The organism is Exiguobacterium sp. SH1S1, from assembly GCF_004337245.1.
Taxonomy (GTDB): Bacteria; Bacillota; Bacilli; order Exiguobacteriales; family Exiguobacteriaceae; genus Exiguobacterium; species Exiguobacterium aurantiacum_A.
In genome coordinates this window covers 1,087,599-1,105,101 of record NZ_SJUZ01000001.1, presented here as the reverse complement: position 1 = coordinate 1,105,101, position 17,503 = coordinate 1,087,599, and the positions used below count along the sequence as shown (strand labels likewise).

22 protein-coding genes and 2 riboswitches are annotated in these 17,503 nt (G+C 54.1%); of the genes, 14 read left to right on the top strand and 8 right to left on the bottom strand.

Going from position 1 to position 17,503, the window contains the following annotated elements; genetic code table 11:
- Positions 1–30 precede the first annotated feature (30 nt).
- Both EVJ23_RS05575 and EVJ23_RS15220 read left to right on the top strand, forming a co-directional pair.
- Positions 31–330 carry a rhodanese-like domain-containing protein gene (locus EVJ23_RS05575; protein WP_016508292.1) on the top strand — a complete coding sequence of 100 codons (300 nt, stop codon included), beginning with the start codon at positions 31–33 and terminating at the stop codon, positions 328–330.
- Entirely contained in the window at positions 330–494 is a 165-nt protein-coding gene (locus EVJ23_RS15220; protein ID WP_016508312.1) for a hypothetical protein, read from the top strand. Before EVJ23_RS05575 ends, EVJ23_RS15220 begins: the two co-directional genes overlap by 1 nt.
- A gap of 38 nt (positions 495–532) precedes the next feature.
- Here EVJ23_RS15220 and folE2 read toward each other — a convergent pair whose 3' ends face one another.
- Positions 533–1,441 (bottom strand): GTP cyclohydrolase FolE2, encoded by a 909-nt coding sequence (gene folE2 / locus EVJ23_RS05570; protein WP_016508342.1) that lies wholly within the window; start codon positions 1,439–1,441, stop codon positions 533–535.
- Between the two features lie 252 nt (positions 1,442–1,693).
- Here folE2 and EVJ23_RS05565 point away from each other — a divergent pair, with 252 nt between their 5' ends.
- A complete protein-coding gene (locus tag EVJ23_RS05565) occupies positions 1,694–2,524 on the top strand; it encodes a TerC family protein (RefSeq protein WP_131464721.1) in 831 nt (276 codons plus the stop codon).
- Between the two features lie 43 nt (positions 2,525–2,567).
- Here the strand turns inward: EVJ23_RS05565 and EVJ23_RS05560 are convergent, their stop codons facing one another.
- Genes EVJ23_RS05560 through EVJ23_RS05545 form a run of 4 tightly spaced genes read right to left on the bottom strand, consistent with a single transcriptional unit; the run spans position 2,568 to position 5,530 of the window.
- Positions 2,568–3,101: a cupin domain-containing protein gene (locus EVJ23_RS05560; RefSeq protein ID WP_131464719.1), complete on the bottom strand. Its 534-nt coding sequence runs from the start codon at positions 3,099–3,101 to the stop codon at positions 2,568–2,570.
- 13 nt (positions 3,102–3,114) lie between these two features.
- The gene (locus tag EVJ23_RS05555; RefSeq protein ID WP_131464717.1) at positions 3,115–3,732 is read right to left on the bottom strand and encodes a methylthioribulose 1-phosphate dehydratase; all 618 of its coding nucleotides are present in this window, start codon (positions 3,730–3,732) and stop codon (positions 3,115–3,117) included.
- The gene (locus EVJ23_RS05550) at positions 3,729–4,379 is read right to left on the bottom strand and encodes a 2-hydroxy-3-keto-5-methylthiopentenyl-1-phosphate phosphatase (protein ID WP_131464715.1); all 651 of its coding nucleotides are present in this window, start codon (positions 4,377–4,379) and stop codon (positions 3,729–3,731) included. Before EVJ23_RS05550 ends, EVJ23_RS05555 begins: the two co-directional genes overlap by 4 nt.
- On the bottom strand, positions 4,376–5,530 hold the full coding sequence (locus tag EVJ23_RS05545) for a 2,3-diketo-5-methylthiopentyl-1-phosphate enolase (RefSeq protein WP_070329122.1): 1,155 nt from the start codon (positions 5,528–5,530) through the stop codon (positions 4,376–4,378). Before EVJ23_RS05545 ends, EVJ23_RS05550 begins: the two co-directional genes overlap by 4 nt.
- Before the next feature lie 70 nt (positions 5,531–5,600).
- A riboswitch (SAM riboswitch) is annotated at positions 5,601–5,703 on the bottom strand.
- Positions 5,704–5,908: 205 nt separating this feature from the next.
- Positions 5,909–6,011, top strand: a riboswitch (SAM riboswitch).
- An 81-nt stretch (positions 6,012–6,092) separates the two neighbouring features.
- Between EVJ23_RS05545 and mtnK the strand changes: the two genes are divergently transcribed.
- Both mtnK and mtnA read left to right on the top strand, forming a co-directional pair.
- A complete protein-coding gene (gene mtnK, locus EVJ23_RS05540) occupies positions 6,093–7,247 on the top strand; it encodes an S-methyl-5-thioribose kinase (protein ID WP_131464713.1) in 1,155 nt (384 codons plus the stop codon).
- Positions 7,244–8,278: an S-methyl-5-thioribose-1-phosphate isomerase gene (gene mtnA, locus EVJ23_RS05535; RefSeq protein ID WP_131464711.1), complete on the top strand. Its 1,035-nt coding sequence runs from the start codon at positions 7,244–7,246 to the stop codon at positions 8,276–8,278. The genes mtnK and mtnA overlap by 4 nt, the downstream gene beginning before the upstream one ends.
- A 108-nt stretch (positions 8,279–8,386) precedes the next feature.
- Here mtnA and EVJ23_RS05530 read toward each other — a convergent pair whose 3' ends face one another.
- On the bottom strand, positions 8,387–8,869 hold the full coding sequence (locus EVJ23_RS05530) for a GNAT family N-acetyltransferase (protein WP_131464709.1): 483 nt from the start codon (positions 8,867–8,869) through the stop codon (positions 8,387–8,389).
- A gap of 79 nt (positions 8,870–8,948) precedes the next feature.
- Between EVJ23_RS05530 and EVJ23_RS05525 the strand changes: the two genes are divergently transcribed.
- On the top strand, positions 8,949–9,329 hold the full coding sequence (locus EVJ23_RS05525) for a VOC family protein (RefSeq protein WP_071398449.1): 381 nt from the start codon (positions 8,949–8,951) through the stop codon (positions 9,327–9,329).
- Between the two features lie 31 nt (positions 9,330–9,360).
- On the opposite strand, the gene EVJ23_RS05520 is transcribed toward EVJ23_RS05525, so the two are convergent.
- The gene (locus tag EVJ23_RS05520; RefSeq protein ID WP_070328289.1) at positions 9,361–9,666 is read right to left on the bottom strand and encodes a winged helix-turn-helix transcriptional regulator; all 306 of its coding nucleotides are present in this window, start codon (positions 9,664–9,666) and stop codon (positions 9,361–9,363) included.
- Between the two features lie 117 nt (positions 9,667–9,783).
- On the opposite strand from EVJ23_RS05520, the gene EVJ23_RS05515 reads away from it, so the two are divergent.
- Genes EVJ23_RS05515 through EVJ23_RS05505 form a run of 3 tightly spaced genes read left to right on the top strand, consistent with a single transcriptional unit; the run spans position 9,784 to position 12,372 of the window.
- The gene (locus tag EVJ23_RS05515; protein ID WP_070328288.1) at positions 9,784–10,275 is read left to right on the top strand and encodes a lactoylglutathione lyase family protein; all 492 of its coding nucleotides are present in this window, start codon (positions 9,784–9,786) and stop codon (positions 10,273–10,275) included.
- A 2-nt stretch (positions 10,276–10,277) separates the two neighbouring features.
- Positions 10,278–11,258, top strand: coding sequence for a zinc-binding dehydrogenase (locus EVJ23_RS05510; RefSeq protein ID WP_131464707.1), 981 nt, complete (start codon positions 10,278–10,280; stop codon positions 11,256–11,258).
- Between the two features lie 49 nt (positions 11,259–11,307).
- The gene (locus EVJ23_RS05505) at positions 11,308–12,372 is read left to right on the top strand and encodes a threonine aldolase family protein (protein ID WP_131464705.1); all 1,065 of its coding nucleotides are present in this window, start codon (positions 11,308–11,310) and stop codon (positions 12,370–12,372) included.
- A gap of 54 nt (positions 12,373–12,426) precedes the next feature.
- Here EVJ23_RS05505 and EVJ23_RS05500 read toward each other — a convergent pair whose 3' ends face one another.
- The gene (locus tag EVJ23_RS05500; protein WP_070328285.1) at positions 12,427–13,608 is read right to left on the bottom strand and encodes a TsoY family (seleno)protein; all 1,182 of its coding nucleotides are present in this window, start codon (positions 13,606–13,608) and stop codon (positions 12,427–12,429) included.
- Positions 13,609–13,951: 343 nt separating this feature from the next.
- Between EVJ23_RS05500 and EVJ23_RS05495 the strand changes: the two genes are divergently transcribed.
- The 5 genes from EVJ23_RS05495 to EVJ23_RS05475 all read left to right on the top strand — a co-directional run bounded on the left by EVJ23_RS05495 (position 13,952) and on the right by EVJ23_RS05475 (position 17,496).
- Entirely contained in the window at positions 13,952–15,145 is a 1,194-nt protein-coding gene (locus EVJ23_RS05495; RefSeq protein WP_131464703.1) for an FAD/NAD(P)-binding oxidoreductase, read from the top strand.
- A 17-nt stretch (positions 15,146–15,162) separates the two neighbouring features.
- On the top strand, positions 15,163–15,720 hold the full coding sequence (locus EVJ23_RS05490) for a hypothetical protein (RefSeq protein WP_131464701.1): 558 nt from the start codon (positions 15,163–15,165) through the stop codon (positions 15,718–15,720).
- Positions 15,721–15,840: 120 nt separating this feature from the next.
- Positions 15,841–16,551 carry a sensor histidine kinase gene (locus EVJ23_RS05485; protein WP_131464699.1) on the top strand — a complete coding sequence of 237 codons (711 nt, stop codon included), beginning with the start codon at positions 15,841–15,843 and terminating at the stop codon, positions 16,549–16,551.
- Positions 16,552–16,583: 32 nt separating this feature from the next.
- Positions 16,584–16,868, top strand: a complete 285-nt coding sequence (locus EVJ23_RS05480) for a sensor histidine kinase (RefSeq protein ID WP_131464697.1) — start codon at positions 16,584–16,586, stop codon at positions 16,866–16,868.
- The gene (locus tag EVJ23_RS05475; protein ID WP_236633471.1) at positions 16,855–17,496 is read left to right on the top strand and encodes a response regulator; all 642 of its coding nucleotides are present in this window, start codon (positions 16,855–16,857) and stop codon (positions 17,494–17,496) included. The genes EVJ23_RS05480 and EVJ23_RS05475 overlap by 14 nt, the downstream gene beginning before the upstream one ends.
- Positions 17,497–17,503 lie beyond the last annotated feature (7 nt).

Here is a 17,503-nt window from a genome sequence, read left to right as displayed (position 1 = left end):
TAGGGGATAACAATTTAAGGGGGAAACAGCATGCAAAGCATCCATGCAACCGAATTACGTGAAAAGCTTGAGAACGGGGAGTCGCTCCACATCATCGACGTGCGCGAACAAGACGAGTACGACGCGGGCCATATCCCGAACGTGCCGCTCTATCCGCTGTCTGAATTCCCGGGCGTGACCGAGAAGCTCGCGCAAGACAACGTCTATCACGTCATCTGTCGCTCGGGCGGACGCAGCCAGACGGCGTGCGACTATTTGGAATCGGAAGGGTTCAAAGTCGTCAACGTCGAGGGCGGCATGCTCGCTTGGGACGGTGACGTCGAAGCGTGATGCTCGACAATCCGTGGGTCGTCATTCCGCTCTTGATCGTCCTCTATTTGACGGTGTACGCGTTCGTGAAGCGTCTCGACTGGAACAGATGGCGCACCATCTGGGCGGTGTGGATCGTCCTGATCGTCCTTTTGTTGACGATCCGCCTCATACAAAGTGTGTAAAAAAACGAGTGAAGCCAAGTACATGGCTTCACTCGTTTTTAGTTGTCACGTTTATCGAACGTGATTGACGCGATCGCGTCGTGCTGGTGGATCGACTCTTCGTTTCGGCATTCGACGAAGAAGTTGACGACTTGTTTCATCTCGTACAAGTCGGCTGCAATCAAGCGGACCATATCTTCTACGAAACGTGGGTTTTCGTAAGCGATTTCTGTAGCCCGTTTCTCATCCGGACGTTTTAAGACCGGGTGAAGTGGTGCCGATGCGTTCGACTCCGCCGCATCGAGCAATGCGAGTCTCCAGTCGAAGCCGTCGAGCGACGCTTCGTCAAGACCGGCTTCGATTGTGATGTAGCCGCGCTGGTTATGGGCGCTGTATTCGCTGATCTCTTTTGAACATGGGCATAGCGTCGTCACGTTGATGACGAGACCGACCGTCACGCTCGCCATACCCGTCTCGAGGTTGTACGTCACGTTGTGCATGACGTCGGCGTTCATAAGACCGCTGAGGCCCGTCGCCGGTGCTTTCCGGCTGAAGAACCATGGGTAGCGGACCGTCAATTGACCTTCCGTTTGTTCCATACGCTCGGCGAGTTCTTGGGCGAACTCGATGAGCGAGCGGTTTGATAACGTCCAGCCTTGCGTATGGTACGCGTCGAGCTGTTCCGTCAAGCGGGACATGTTGATGCCTTTACGATCTTGGACGAGTGATGTCGTTAATTCAAACGTTGCGACCGTCGCTTGGATGCCGTCTGGAGTTTCGATGTTGACGGGATGTTTGACGTTCGAGATCCCGACGCTGTCGAGTGCGAACAAGAAGTTCTTAGGTGTATTTTGAAGATCGACCATTTTATCTTTTTCTGTCGGTTTCGTACCTTTGACCGGCGGGACCGAGCCGAATAGTTTATGTCGTTCTGCTTTAGTAGGTAAAGCGACATGGCTTGTAGACATAATCGGATTCTCCTTTTTTAAGAGGGCAAATGACCGCCACTCGTTCTTGTTAGGATTTTATCACGAAATGGATACAAACTGGGTATCATTTTGCTTCGCGAACGTGCTTTGAACCTGCTCCGCGGAAAAAACTTCAGATATTGAATAAAAGAAGATTGATTTAATTTGCGCACGGGAATAAAATGTTCCTGTGAACTTAAAAATAGATCACTGTTAAATATGAAGGAACACAAACAAAAAGGGGATGTTTTAATGGATTGGCAGTTAATCCTGCAGTACGCCTGGATCATCGTCGTACTCGTCGGTCTTGAAGGGCTACTATCTGCAGACAACGCGCTCGTGTTGGCCGTCATGGTCAAGCACTTGCCGCGGACAGAACAGAAGAAAGCGCTATTCTACGGTTTATTAGGAGCGTTCGTCTTCCGCTTCATCGCATTATTCTTAATCTCGTTCTTAATCAACGTCTGGCAAGTCCAAGCACTCGGTGCCCTTTACTTGATCGGGATGAGCGCGCGACATCTATATATGACGTATAAGGCGCGCAAGATGGATCCAAGACAAGACCTAGCTGCCGAGGCGAAAGAAGAGACGGCAATTACCGAGAAGCCGGTCACGAAAAAAGAGTTTTGGTGGACGGTCGTAAAAGTCGAGTTCGCCGACATCGCTTTCGCGGTCGACTCGATCTTGGCAGCGGTCGCACTCGCAGTCAGCTTGCCGCCGCTCGGTCTTGGAGAGATCGGTGGAATCGACTCAGGTCAATTCTTCGTCGTCTTGACGGGTGGACTCATCGGGGTCATCTTGATGCGATTCGCGGCCCGCGTCTTCGTGAAGTTGCTGCATCAACGTCCGACACTGGAGACGGCCGCCTTCCTCATCGTCGGCTGGGTCGGTGTGAAGTTGACGGTACTCGTCCTCGAACACCCTGGCTTCAAGGAATTGATTGCCGGTACAGCGTTCGCGTTCATGGGTCTTCCAGACGGTTTCGTCCACTCGTTAGGTTGGACACTGTTCTTCTGGTCGGTCATGGTTGGGATTGCTGTTTGGGGTTGGTTCTCTTCCAAACCGACAGCGGTCAAGCATTAAAAAAAATCCTGTCTTTCGCGTATGCGGAAGGCAGGATTTTTTGTTAGGCAGTCACGTCTTGCTTCTCGTAGATCGGCACCCAGCCTTCTGTTGTCACGAAGATGCGGACGGCGACGACTTGGCGGTCGTCTTGGAGCGTGAAGTAGTGGCGCGTGTTCACCGGGACCGAAATCAAATCGCCCGGATTGAGTTCGATGTTGAAGTAGCCACGTTCGGCGTCGTCGATGGCGAAGATGCCGTGCCCGCTGACGATGAAGCGGACCTCGTCGTCCGTATGATGGTGTTCCTTTTGGAAGTTGACAAGCAGTTCGTCCAAGTTCGGTGTCGCGTCAGACAGCGAGATGACGTCGGCCGTTTGATAGCCGCGGCGCTCCGACACGTCTTGAATCTCGTCACGGAACGTTGCGAGGATGGCTTGCTTGTCGTCGTCCGTCAGTTCGTAGTTTTCTTGAAGCGCGATCGGAAGTTTAGCGATGTCCCACTGCTCATACAGAATACCGCGCGATTCTAAAAATACGTTCACTTCAGATTGGTCGACGAGACGTTCTTCGGTTTGTTGGAAATAGACAGTTGCCATAGATAGTTCCTCCTTATGAATGGACGCCTAAGGCGCGTAGTTTTAACGTGTAGCTGAACAAAAATTCGTATGCTTCTAAATAACGTTTCGCCGCAGCCGGCGTCTCGCCCCAGACCGTGATGCCGTGATTACGGATGAGGACGGCACCGGCGCTTGAATGGACGTGAGGCGCGAAGGCGGCCGCGAGCGTCGGGATGTCGGCATGATTGTCGATGATTGGGACCCGGACGACCGCGTCCTCTTCCCAATACCCGAGTGCCTTGATGATCTCTTGCCCCGTGAAGACGACCTCACCGTTCACGGCATGGAGCTCGGAGATGACGTTGTTGTCGACCGTATGTACGTGGAGTGAACACGCCGCCGCGGTCTTGTTGAACACCTCGACGTGTAACAGCGTCTCAGCGGACGGTTTACCAGTTTGTTCGCCAAGCAAGCGACCGGCCGCGTCGACGAGGACGAAATCGTCCGCGGTCCGTTTTCGTTTATCGCGTCCGCTCGCCGTGACGAGGAAGGTCAGCGGGTCGTCGGAGACACGAATCGCCAAATTGCCACTCGTTCCGGGGAACCAGTCGCGCGCGGCGAGTTCGTCTTTAATGTCGGCGAGTTCAAGCCAACGTGCGGTCACGCTCATACGTGCACCTCCTTCATGTGATGGGTGATGTCGTCGAACGTCTCGAACGGGGCATAGGCGATGCCTTCTGCTTCACAGAGCGTGATGAGTTGCCCACGGGCGTAGACGAAATCGGCCCGTTTGGCGATCTCGAAGTCGGTCACCGAGTCACCGATGACGATCAAGCGATCAACGGGATCGACGATCGTCCGGGCGATTGTCGGTTTGCAGCAACCACAATCATTCGTGCAATGCGCGTCACAGGCGTAGGGCCAGTCGACGCGTACCGTCTCGCCTGAGAAGTCGGCGACGTTACAGTAGATGTGGTCCGGTGCGACGTGGTCTTGCAAGATCGGGTGCACGAAAAAGTCCATGCCGCCGCTGACGACGTCGAACTTCCAGCCATGTTCTCGGATCTCTTCCAAAAATGCTGGGAAACCTGGGCGCAAGGTGATGCGGTCCAGCAAGTAGTCACGGTACGCCGAAGCGTCAGCGCTCGGCAACAGCTGGAACATCTGCCCGACCCCGGAGCGGATCGAGATGTCTTGAGCGAGCACATCGTCTTTGAGCGCGTGCCATTCGGGCGGTGCGAACGCCCGCATCAAAGCGATGATGTTGTCCTCGGCCGTGATCGTCCCATCGAAGTCACACAAGATGTGAATCGTCATTGTTTTGACCACGCCTTTAACGCGGCTTCGAGCTCGTTCGTCTGGCTCGCCACGCCCAATACTTGCTCAATCGCTTGTCGGAACGCCCGGGCCCCGGCGGCCGCGCCGTCTGGGTGACCGTGGATGCCGCCGCCGGCGTTGATGACGACGTCTGTGCCGAAATCACGGATGATGTCCGGGACGAGCCCCGGATGGATACCGGCCGATGGGACCGGTAGAATCGGTTTCGTCCAGTGCGGCCGAGCACTGCCATCCCGAATCGTGAACGCCTCATCAGGCGGTGTCGCAAGTGAACCGTATGGGGACGGGAACAGCGTCAAGTCGGCCCCCGCGAGGCGGATCAATTTTCCGAGCAAGAGCGAGTGGCTGATCGAGCCGGTCAAGGCTCCGGCGAACGCGGGGTGCGCCAAAATCGGGACGTTAATTGTTGGATCGCTTGCGAGTTCGCGGAGTGTGTCGAGCCCGTATGTATAGACGTTGAACAACAGTGCCGTCGCGCCCGCCTCGATCAAGCGGAGCGCTTGGTCACGCAGCCCGAACACCGGACCGCTGAGCGTGATGGCATAGAGCGAACGTTTCCCGGTCGTTTCGAACTGTTCTTGGATGACGGCCGCCCCGATTTTAGCTCGTTCAAGCGACGGAGTGAGCGGGTTGTCGTATAGGATTTCATCATCTTTGACGATGTCGATGCCGCCGGCGAGCTGGTCTCGAAGTTGCTGTTCTAAGAAGCGTAAATCACGGCCGATGATCCCTTTAAAGATGCTCATGACGAGCGGGCGATCATGTACGTCGAGCAACTCACGAACGCCTTGAACACCGAACTTTGCTCCGGGGAATTCAGATGCAAGCGTTTCGGGTAACGTTAAGTCGATCAAGCGTACCGAGTCATCGAGCGATAATTTCCCGAACGTCGTCGTCAAGATGGATGAGAAGTCGGGCGTGACGTTATGGAGCGGGTAACGGATTGTGAAGCGGCTCGTTGTTTCCGTATGCGTCGTTGAGACGACCTCGCCCCGATACGCCTTTAATTGTTCTTGCTCTAGGTGAGGCAGTTCCGTCCACGTGCCGACGGTCAGTTCGAGGGCGATTTTCTCGGCGACAGTCGCGACGCGGTCCGTCCGGCTGATTTCATATGTGGCAGTAATACTCATGTTCGTTCCTCCTTCCGGTCAAACAAAAATGACCCCATGCCGAGGCAAGAGGTCATCATAAAAAAATGAACTCTTATCTCTCAGCTTACGCTGCAAGAATTAGCACCGTGCCCAATCGGGTCGGTTGCTGCGACATCATCGGGCTTGTCCCCTCCGTCTGCTCTTGATAAGAATGTATTTTGAAGTTGTGAAATTTAATTGAATTTTGTCACACAATATCCGGTTCGTCAATTCCTTTTTTTGAGAAAAAAAGTTTGAGTTCGTTGTTACCATATATGCATAAAAAAAGTGACCGTTGCTCCAGCAAATTGCCGTTGACAAAGGTGGGGTCGAGTCCGTAATATTCATCACAACAAGTTCACACAATCGAATACGACACTCTTATCGCGAGTTGGCAGAGGGAATTGGCCCGATGACGCCGCAGCAACCGACCAGTAGGCACGGTGCTACATCCACCAGACATACGTCTGACAGATGAGAGGAACAACCGTTACGGCTGTGCCTCTTTCTCGCGGAGAAAGGGGCTTTTTTTGTGGGGAATATACCGAAAGGGGAAACAGACATGGCTTATCAACCATTTACAGAACAGACAGTCGTCGAGCACGTCAGAACGTTAGGGTTACTCGAAGATGGGGGCATCGCGCATTGCGAGGAGATCGGGGACGGCAACTTGAACCTCGTCTTCCGCATCCGTCAAGGCGAAACGAGCCTCATCGTCAAGCAGGCGCTACCGTATGCGAAAGTCGTCGGCGAGAGTTGGCCGCTCACACTTGAACGGGCGTGGATCGAGCAGCTCGCGTTGCGCGAATTCGCCAGCGTCGTCCCGCGTTTCGTCCCGGTCGTTCTCGGCAGTGACCGGACGCTCGCCTACACGATTTTAGAAGACTTGTCCGACTTTGATATCGTCCGGACGGGCTATTTGGAAGGGAAAACGTATCCTGAACTTGCCCGTCACATCGGTGAGTTTTTAGGACAGACGTTGTTTGAGACGTCCGACTATGCGGCCGGCCCGATTGAGAAGAAGCGGAAAGAACGGGATTATTACAACCCGGAACTGTGCGATATCACTGAAAAACTGATCTTCACCGATCCGTACAAAGATGCCGAATCGAACAACATCGAAACCGCGCTCCGTCAGGACGTCGAAGCGCTTTGGCGTGACCAGAAATTGAAAGTGGAGGTCACGAAACTGAAAGTCGGTTTCGTCACGAAACACGACGCGCTCTTGCACGGGGACTTACATACAGGCAGCATCTTCGCGACGCAACAAGAGACGAAAGTCATCGATCCGGAGTTCGCTTTTTATGGACCGTTCGGCTTTGACATCGGGCAAATTGTCGCCCATTTGACGCTATCGACGTTCCATGACCCACTCAAACGGTTCGAGCGGTTCACCGACGTATTGACGGTATGGGAGACGTTTGAGAAGACGTTCCGGACGAAGTTTGAGACGGCGGTCGAACCGTTCAACACGGACGGATTCGTCGATGAACTACTTCAAACCATCTTTAGCGACACGATTGGCTATGCCGGATGCGAACTGATTCGCCGCGCCATCGGCCTCGCCGGAGTCAATGACCTCGAGACGTTACCGGAAACGGTCCGGTTCGAGCGGAAACGGGAAGCGCTCACGCTCGGCACGACGCTCATTAAACAGCGCCACGATGTCCGGACAATCGATGAATTAGTGACGCTGTTAGCGGGGGTACGCGTATGACAGTCCAAAACATTCGCTTCGAACCGTCCCGGGACGAGCTCGTCATTTTAGACCAAACGTTACTGCCCCATGAGGAGCGGTACGTGACGATCGCGACGCTCGAACAGGCGGAGCACGCCATCGAGACGTTACAAGTCCGAGGCGCGCCGGCCATCGCCTATTTCGGCGCATTCGTGCTCGCGAAAGAAGCGGTCCGGCTTCAAGATGACCCGGACTTCACACGCCGGCTCGACCTCGTCGGCCGTCGGTTGATCGCGACGCGACCGACGGCGGTCAATCTTCAAAACGTGATCGAGTCACTTCTCGGGCTTAACGTCGGCGATGACTTTGAAAGGATCGCGACCGACATCAAACATCGGGCCATCGCGCTGTTCGAGCGAGACGTCGACACGTATCGGGCCATCGGGGAGCATGCGCTCACGGTGCTGCCAGCAGGGGGGAACGTCTTGACGATCTGTAACGCCGGGGCGATCGCGACGTCGCGTTACGGGACTGCGCTCGCTCCATTTTACGTCGGGAAAGAGCGAGGTATAGCGTTTAACGTCTTCGCTTGTGAGACGCGGCCGCTCCTCCAAGGGGCACGCCTGACCGTCTGGGAGCTCGACCAGGCCGACATCGACGTCACGCTCATCACCGACAATATGGCCGCTTGGACGATTCAGGCGAAAGGAGTCGACGCCATCATCGTCGGCGCTGACCGCATCACACGGACGGGTCACGTCGCCAATAAGATCGGCACGCTTCAGCTCGCCATCCTGGCTAAACATTACGGGATCCCGTTTTACGTCGCGGCCCCGCACACGACGTTTGATTTAACGGCGGACGATGTGATTCAAATCGAGGAGCGGAGCGCGCTAGAAGTGACCCATATCGGCGGACAACCGACGGCGCCGGTCGGGATCACCGTCTTTAACCCGGCGTTTGACGTCACACCGCCTGAACTGATCACCGGACTCATCACCGAAGCGGGCGTGTTCGAGCCGAATGAAGCAGCGATCACACACCATGTAGGGGGAACGGTTCACGTGTGAAACAGCAGCTCCGTGCTTGCCCGAACGATGAAGTGTGACCGTCTTGGTATGAGACGGGAATGGCCAGATTTACTTGGTCGACAAAGGCACCGGGCAGCAGAAAAGCCCTCAGCATCTATCCTGAGGGCGCTTTTTGCGTTCTAATGCGATGAAGTCGAACGTACTCCCGTTCGTGTCTTGTTGAAACGAAGCCACTTGTCGAAACCCGCAAGCTTCATACACGCGAATCGCCCGCGCGTTGAACGTGGCAACCGACAAGGTGATACGATTTGGGTCGAACGTAGATTCGATGAAATCAAGAATCGAGGTAACGAACGCTCGTCCGGTCCCGTTTCCGGTCAGACCTGGCTTCATGCCTAAACCGAGGTCAATCGTATCGGCGTCTGTTTGATGCACGCTAACAAAACCGACCAGTACGCCATCGTTCGTGATGGCGAATACCGATTGCCCTCGTTGTTCGGTGTCTAAAAACTCGGCCAAGTCGTCTTCGTCAGCCTCCATATCGTAAAAAGCATACTCTCCATCGTAATGCCAACTGAAGGCGATTGTTTCGGCCTGCGCTTGTGTCATCAAAGCGAACTTATACGTCATAGTGATTTCCTCGTTTCAAAAGGATAGATAGGTGCTACACTTTCGATAGTACCATCAATTCAAGAAGTGAGGTGACCACATGGGAATCAAACTAGATATGGTCGGCATCGTCGTCGAGGATATGAAGCGAGCGCTCGACTTCTATCGGCTGCTCGGACTGTCGATTCCAGTATCAATGAACGGGGAAGCGCACGTTGAAGTTGACGAAGGCGGCGTCCGGCTCGCCTTTGACACAGTCGAGGTCGCGGAATCGGTGTATGGGGAATGGAAACCGGCATCGGGGCATCGGGTCGAGCTCGCTTTCCTGTGTGACAGCCGTGAAGCGCTCGATACACTGTTTGAAGCTATCTTCAAACAAGGATACGTGATTCATCGTGAGCCGTGGGACGCGTTTTGGGGACAACGTTACGCCATCGTCGTCGATCCGGACGGGAACCTCATCAGCCTATTCGCGTCATGACAAAACCCTCGCCGGAAAACTTGGCGAGGGTTTATTCGTCTCGGGTTTCGCCCCAAGAGCAGAGCGCCTTCATCGCTGGTTGCAGGCTAAACGCCTCCTCGGTGAGGGAGTATTCGACGTGGAGCTGTTTGTCGGTCGAATAGTCGTCGCGTCGGACCATGCCGAGCTGTTCGAGTTCGCGCAGTTGGTCGGTCAACACTTTGCGGCTGACGTCGGGGATGGCGCGCTGAATCTCCGAGAAGCGGCGCGGGCCGGTCTCGAGCGTGCAGTACACTTGTGGACGCCATTTACCGCCGATGATGTCGAGCGCCTTGTTGACGGGGAACGGGGTCGTCATGTTCAGTTCGCCTCGCTTTCGGGTAGTTACTTCAATGTGCGTACTTTTTTTCTTGCTACGATGAAGGTATCTTATCGTTATCGACCCAAATGAGCAACCAAAAAGGAGCGGATCAATTTGACTTATCCACGTACATTCTCACATATCGGGCTATCAGTCCCCAGTGTGACGGAAGCAGTGAAGTTTTATGAAGACGTGATGGGCTGGTACACGATTATGCAACCGTCGGACGTCGTTGAGGATGACTCACCGATCGGCGTCATGTGCACCGACGTGTTCGGCCCGGGCTGGGGCAAGTTCCGCATCGCCCACATGTCGACCGGTGACAAGATCGGCATCGAGCTGTTCGAGTTCCCTAACAACGAGAAACCGGAGAATAATTTTGAGTTTTGGAAAACAGGCATCTTCCACTATTGCGTCCAAGACCCAGACATCGAAGGGCTCGTCGAGAAGATTGTCGCCCACGGTGGCAAACAACGGATGCCGATCCGCGAGTATTACCCGGGCGATAAGCCGTACCGGATGGTGTACTGTGAAGATCCGTTCGGCAACCTCGTCGAGATCTACTCGCATTCGTATGAACTGACATATTCGGAAGGAGCGTACTAATCATGAAAGCATGGCTACTTGAACAACCTGGCTTAGAAAATATGCACCTCGGGGACATCGAACGACCGACCCCGGGCGCGGGCGAACTGCTCATCAAAGTCGAAGCGGTCGCCTTGAACCCGGTCGACTATAAAGTCGGCACGAACGGCAACCCGAACTGGGCATACCCGCACATCCTCGGCGTCGACCTCGTCGGCGAAGTCGTCGAAGTCGGCTCGAGCATCGCCAACATCATCACCGGCTCACGCGTCGCCGTCCATACGAGTCTCGCGAACAACGGAGGTTTCGCCGAGTACGCTGTCGTCGACGCCCGTGCTTGTGCCGTCGTACCGCAAGACGTGAGCGACGAAGCGGCAGCAGCCATCCTCTGTGCCGGCATGACGGCGTATGAAGCGGTCATGCAGAAGCTGAACACGCGCGACAAAGAGACGATTCTCGTCCACGCCGGAGCGGGCGGGGTCGGCGGCTACGCGATTCAGCTCGCGAAAAAGCTCGGTCTCAAAGTATTCACGACGGCATCGCCGGAAAACTTTGATTGGGTCACATCACTCGGTGCCGACGTCGCAATCGACTACAACGTCGAGGACGTGACGGAACGAATCATGGAACTGACGGACGGCCGTGGTGTCGATTTGATTTTGAACACTGTCGGCCGCGACGTGGCAACAGCCGATCTCGATCGCCTCGCGTTCAGCGGACAGCTCGCTCATATCGCCGGTCCACCTGACATGTCGAACATGAAAGGGTTCACGCTGTCACCATCGATCCATGAAGTCGCCCTCGGTGCGGCCCATGCGAGCGAAGACGAGCGCGCGATTCGCAACTTGGCGTATATGGCCGAGGAGTTGATGAAACTGCTCGAAACGGGTGAACTGAACGACCTCGTCACCGACGTATTGCCGTTCGACCGCTTGAAAGACGGACTCGAACAGCTTCAGACGCGGAAAGTACGAGGCAAGTTGATCGTCCGCGTACGCGACTAAATCTTGGCCTCTTGTCTCGTGACAAGGGGCTTCTTTTGGAGGGGATGACATGGATTTACGGACGTCATATCAACAGACGACGCATCAACTGAGCGGGCACGGGAAACGGAACGTCGGCGTCTTACAGCGCGCGTTTGAGCAAGCCGACCCGGAGCAAACGAGCGACCATTATGGGACGGGCGAGGTCATCGAACAATTTGAACAAAAGCTCGCCACGCGGCTCGGGACGGAAGCCGCTGTCTTCTTTCCGAGCGGCACGATGGCACAACAGATCTCCTTACGCATCTGGTCGGACGAGACAGGGAATCGAAGCGTCGCCTATCACCCGCTCTGTCACTTGGAGATTCATGAACAAGACGGGTTGAGACAGCTGCATCACCTCGAGCCGCTTTTGATCGGGGGAGCGGACCGATTGATGACGCTTGAAGAAGTGAAGGCGTTACCGGACGTCGCTTGCCTGTTGGTCGAGTTGCCGCAACGTGAGCTCGGCGGTTATTTGCCACCGTTTGATGAGCTTGAAGCGATCAGCCGGCACTGCCGGGATCGGGGGATTCATCTGCATCTCGATGGGGCCCGCCTGTTCGAGACGTTACCATATTATGAGAAGACGGCCGAAGAAGTATGCGCCTTGTTCGATAGCGTCTACGTCTCGTTCTACAAAGGGATCGGCGGTGTCGCCGGGGCGATTTTGGGCGGACCGAAAGCGTTCTGTGACGAGGCAAGAATCTGGAAACGGCGCTATGGCGGCGACTTGATCGGCTTATACCCGTACATCATCCCGGCCGACTACTACTATGAGCTCAGGAAAGACCGAATGGGAACGTACTACGAACATGCCAAAGCGCTCGCAACCCGGTTCAATGCGCTCGACGGTGTCTGGACGACGCCGGATGTGCCGGTGACGAACATGTTCCACCTTCATATGAATGGGGACGCAGAAACTGTCTCGAATTGGATCGAGCGTGTCCAAACGGAGACAGGCATCGGCATCACCGGGTACGTCGTGCCGCATGACAGTCATTGTTCGACCGAGATCAGTGTCGGGGATGCGTTTTTAGACATCGATACGTCTCGGCTCGACAAGTTGTTCGAGGTACTCTCCCATCAACAATAACAAAAGCCCTGAAGAAACAATCGTTTCGACAGGGCTTTTGTTGAGGAACGATGCTTACGCGGCCTCAAGTTTGGATACGTTTTTTCGTAGTGAAAGGTGTTTGACCGACAGTGTGATGAGCCATTGGATCGTCTTCGCTTGGACGAATACGAGCGGTGACAAGATGACGTAGTGCATCAGACTATGCGCTGTGATGAAGTCGTTTTGAACGAGTCCCCAGTGGACGAAGAACATACCGAGGACAACGTAGGCGACACCTGGGCAGATGAGGCCGAAGCTCGCCGCGCCATCAGGCTGTTCGTTGAAATAGTCGAGACGACGCAATACACGGAATCCGATCAAGCCGACGGCAGTGCTCGCCATGAACAGGAAGCCGAGTACGACGAACAGTAGCGCCGTGTTGACATGTGTCTCGAGTAGCCGGTGCGACACCATCGAATAGATTCGAACGAACGTGATTCCAGTGAGCGTGAAGATCGGAATCAGTAACCAGACGGTCGGTGCGCCAGGTTTGGCCAGACCTTTCGCCAATACGGCACGTAAACTCATACCGCCGAAGAAGAGGAGGATACCGCTGACGAGCGCTAAGAACAAGAGGGAGGCGACCGTCGATGTGACATAGACCCATGGTGTCGTCGACATCGCGGCAGGGCTCGCTAAACCGACAGCGACCATGACAAACGCGAACGCTCCTAAAAATTGTCCGAATTGATTCAAGTTGTCGACCGGGAATTTACCGTTCGCCATAACGTTGGAGATGTACTGAACATAAAGCACGAGCGCGTAGACGCCGATTGCCAAGAATGCGAGCAAGGCGAACGGGAAGAGTGATTGGACGTTGGCCCATAGTCCAGGGACGAACAAGGCGCCGAGAATGAACACGACGTTGACGCTCATCGCGTATGTAAGCGGTTCGGCCATGACCGCCACTTCACCCGGAGTGCCTTTGAGAGCCTGATAAGCCGACGTTCGCTTGTACGTGTGGAACGAGCGGACGTTCCAAATGAGCAGGCGGAAATGGTTCACCGCGAGCGCCAAGATGATGAGGGAGACAGCGACAACGAGAATTTGCGCAGTTCCTCCTTTCTCAAACGTGGCCCGCAAATGATCGAAATGGGGGAGTGGTGAATCCGGATGCGGAATCAAAAACATGAAATACATAAAGAACGAGACGGCGAGCCCGCCGTTACCGAGTGCTGATAAGAAGTAGAGCGGATGATAAGGTCGTTGTGTCATTGTGAAAAAGTCCTCCTAAAAAATTAGATAACCAATTTATACCCCCTATGGTATAATGGAGTCAATACTTTCCTCGTCAAATGAGGGGAATCCCCTATGCCGTTTTGATGAGGAAATCACGTCGGGTGAAGTGATTTAACTCACAGATTGACCCAGGAAAACAACTGGGGCACTTCATGACTAGATGACGACGATCATAGTTGCGTCCTATAGTCCGGGAGAAATTGAGGGACTTCCCCTATATAAGTTGTATGCGCTTTCAACTATGCTGAAGGCGTGGGTAAGTTCACTGAATTGACATAATTTTGTCGGTCATCTACGGAAACGAAAGGGGAATTGCTTTATGCGTACTCATTATCGAGTTGTCATCGTCGGAGCCGGTACCGGAGGGATTAGCGTCGCTGCTCGCCTGCTTCGTGAAAAACATCATTTAGCCGATGAGGTTTTGCTGATCGACCCTGAAGAGAAACACTACTATCAACCACTTTGGACGCTCGTCGGAGCCGGTGCCGCGAAAAAAGAAGAGTCGGAGCGAGACATGGCGACACTCATCCCAAAAGGTGCAAAATGGCTTCAGGACAAGGTGATCAGCTTCGACCCAGAAGCCAATCAAGTCGAGACGGCTGTCAACGGGACGATTTATTACGACTACTTGGTCGTCGCGTCGGGGATTGAAATCGATTGGGGTCGGATCAAAGGGTTAGAAGCAGCGCTTGGGACGAAACAAGTATGTAGCAACTACTCGTATCAACACGTCGACTACACGTGGGATACCCTTAGGGGTTTTGAGGGCGGGACCGCGTTGTTCACGCACCCGGCATCACCTGTGAAGTGTGGCGGGGCCCCGCAAAAAATTATGTATATGGCAGAAGATTACTTTGTGAAAACAGGTGTCCGCGATAATAGTAAGATCGTCTTCGGATCGGCCAACCCGGCTATCTTTGACGTTGCCAAATATCGGACGGCGCTCGAAAAAGTACTCGAACGAAAACGGATCGACACACATTTCCGTGTCAATTTAATCGAAATTAAAGCAGATGACAAAGTCGCTGTCTTTGAACAGTTAGATAGCGGTGAAACGTTCGAGATGCGCTATGACATGATTCACGTCACGCCACCGATGCAAGCACCGACATTCATTCGAGAAAGCAAGCTTGCGGACGCGGGTGGATGGGTCGATGTCGATATGTACACGCTTCAACATAAACAGTATAAAAACGTCTTCGGACTCGGTGACTGCACGAATTTACCAACGTCGAAGACCGGGGCCGCGATTCGGAAACAAGCGCCCGTCGTCGCTAAAAATGTGGGTGACCTCATGTATGGTCAAGTCCCGGTCGCGTCGTATGACGGCTACTCGTCTTGCCCGATCGTCACAGGTTACAACAAACTCATCTTGGCCGAATTTGATTACGAGAAAGTTCCACAAGAGTCGATGCCGTTCAATCAAGCGAAAGAACGCCACAGCATGTACATCTTGAAAAAAGACTTTCTTCCAGTCATGTATTGGAACGGGATGTTGAAAGGGACGATGTGAGAAAGGGGGAGAAGACGATGGAACGTACACCAACGAAAGAACAGACATTAGAATCTGTGTTGACGCGGCCGGACGTCGAGCAAGCGCTCGTCTCCCTCGTCGAACGATTGCCCGAGATTGAGAAGTCGCTTCGCCGCCTCGAAGACGCCGTCGATTTCGGGATGGCGACGTTGAACGACCAGCAAGTGAGACAAAAAGTCGACACGCTCCTCGACTCATCGAATTTACAGGTCGAGACGCTCGAGGCGGCGGTCAAGCTCGCCGAGAAGTTGCCGATGTTGCTCCAGGTGACGAACCAGCTTGAACAAGTGCTCGCCTTCGCACAAGACGTCTACGCGGACGAGCAGACACGAGAACTGATCGGTCAACGGGTCGATGAATATGTCGCACCGGTAAAAGAAAAAGCCGACGCCACGCGCACGATGCTCACCGAAATCCGAGCACGGGCCGAACGCGACGACCGCAACATCACGTTGTTCTCGCTCGTTCGTTGGCTGAAAGAGCCATCGGTCCAGCACGGCCTCAAGTATATGCAGGCGACGGTCGAAGTATTGTCCGAACAAACAAAAAAATAATGAACCGGTCCGGACGTGAATGCATCACGTCCGGTTTTTGTATGCTCAAATAGTTGGCAACAATTACCCGCGGGGGTATGATGGGGGAAACGAGAAGGCAGACAGAAAGGAGGGGGCGGATTGGCACTTCAAGATTTTGAACGCCAGATCTTAAATGTCCTAAAAGACGGGGTCATCGTGATGGACCATGATCGAAACATCATCACGATGAACGAGGCAGCCGAACAATTGACCGGGTGGCGGCTAGGAGAACCTGTCCCGTACTGTTCATTTTGTCAACGACGTGAAATCGGTCCGGACGAAGATCGATGCTACTTGATCCAACATGAGCGCTCCCCGTACTTCACGTCAGAGATGCCGACATATTCGGGAAAGATGGTCGACGTGGAGATGAATACGGCGCGAATTTTGAACGATCCGATATCGGGTGCGACGTACTATTTGCTCGTGCTTCGCGATTTTACGGAACGCAAGCGCCGGGAAGCGCATGCGCTTCGCGAACAGATGGTGCGGGAATTGATTCGAGCCCGGGAGGAAGAGCACGAACGGCTCGCCCAAGAACTCCACGACGGGGTCGGTCAATCGTTGTTCAGCATCGCCCTCGCCCTCGGTGCGCTCCAGTCCGATGTATCCGACCCAGACAAAAAAGACTACATCGAATCCGTACTCGCCGAAGTGGGCCGACTGATCGATAACGTGCGCGGCTATTCGAAACAACTGCGCCCGATCGAGCTGGATCAATTCGGACTCGGCTCGGCGTTGAACGTGTTAGTTGATAGTTTTGCCACCAGAGATACCCGCTCGTCACGTTTCGGACCGACATTCGTTTAGCTGACCGCTATGAGCGCGTCATCGAAATCAACGTGTATCGCATCGTCCAAGAGGCGCTCGTCAATAGCATGAAGTATGCACAGGCGAGTACGATCGATTGCCGCATCGTCGAGCATGACGGACAAATCGATGTGCTGTTTAAAGATGACGGGAACGGGTTCGATCAACAACGAGTGGCGAAAGGATTAGGGCTTCGTCATATGGAAGAACGGACGAAAACGATTCACGGTACGTTTACACTCGAATCAGTCATCGGACAAGGCACTGAAATTTCAGTGTCCGTTCCGATTGAGCGAGGTCGCTATGACACCGATTGATGTGCTGATTGTCGATGACCACGAACTCGTCCGGCGTGGATTGAAGTTGATGTTTCGTCCCTATAAAGACATCAACGTTGTCGGGGAAGCGGCCGAAGGGACGACAGCCATCCAGGAAGCGATGCGGACGATACCGGACGTCGTCTTGCTCGACATCACGATGCCGAACGGACTCGACGGATTTATGACGGCAAAAGCGTTAGCGCAAGAAGTACCGACCGCCAAAGTCATCCTGCTCACGATGCACGATGAGGAGCTTTACATCAAACGCGCGCTCGAGCTCGGTGTGCCCGGCTATTTATCCAAAAATAGTGATCCGGCCCAGCTCGTCGACGGCATCAAGCAAGTGATGGAAGGGAAGCGTTACTATGCAACGTCTCTGTCGGAAGCGTTTATCGAGAAAGCAGCATCGCAAAAGACAGAGTCGGTGCTGACGCGGCGTGAGTCGGAAATTGTACGTTTGACAACGCTCGGTTACGGAAATATCGAGATTGGAGAGAAACTCGGCATCAGTCCGAAGACGGTCGAGAACCATAAAGGACGCGTCATGCAGAAACTTCAAATCAAGCATCGACACGAGCTCGTCCAGTTCGCGTTGAAAAATCGGTTGATCGACTACGACGGCTAGAAAGAGG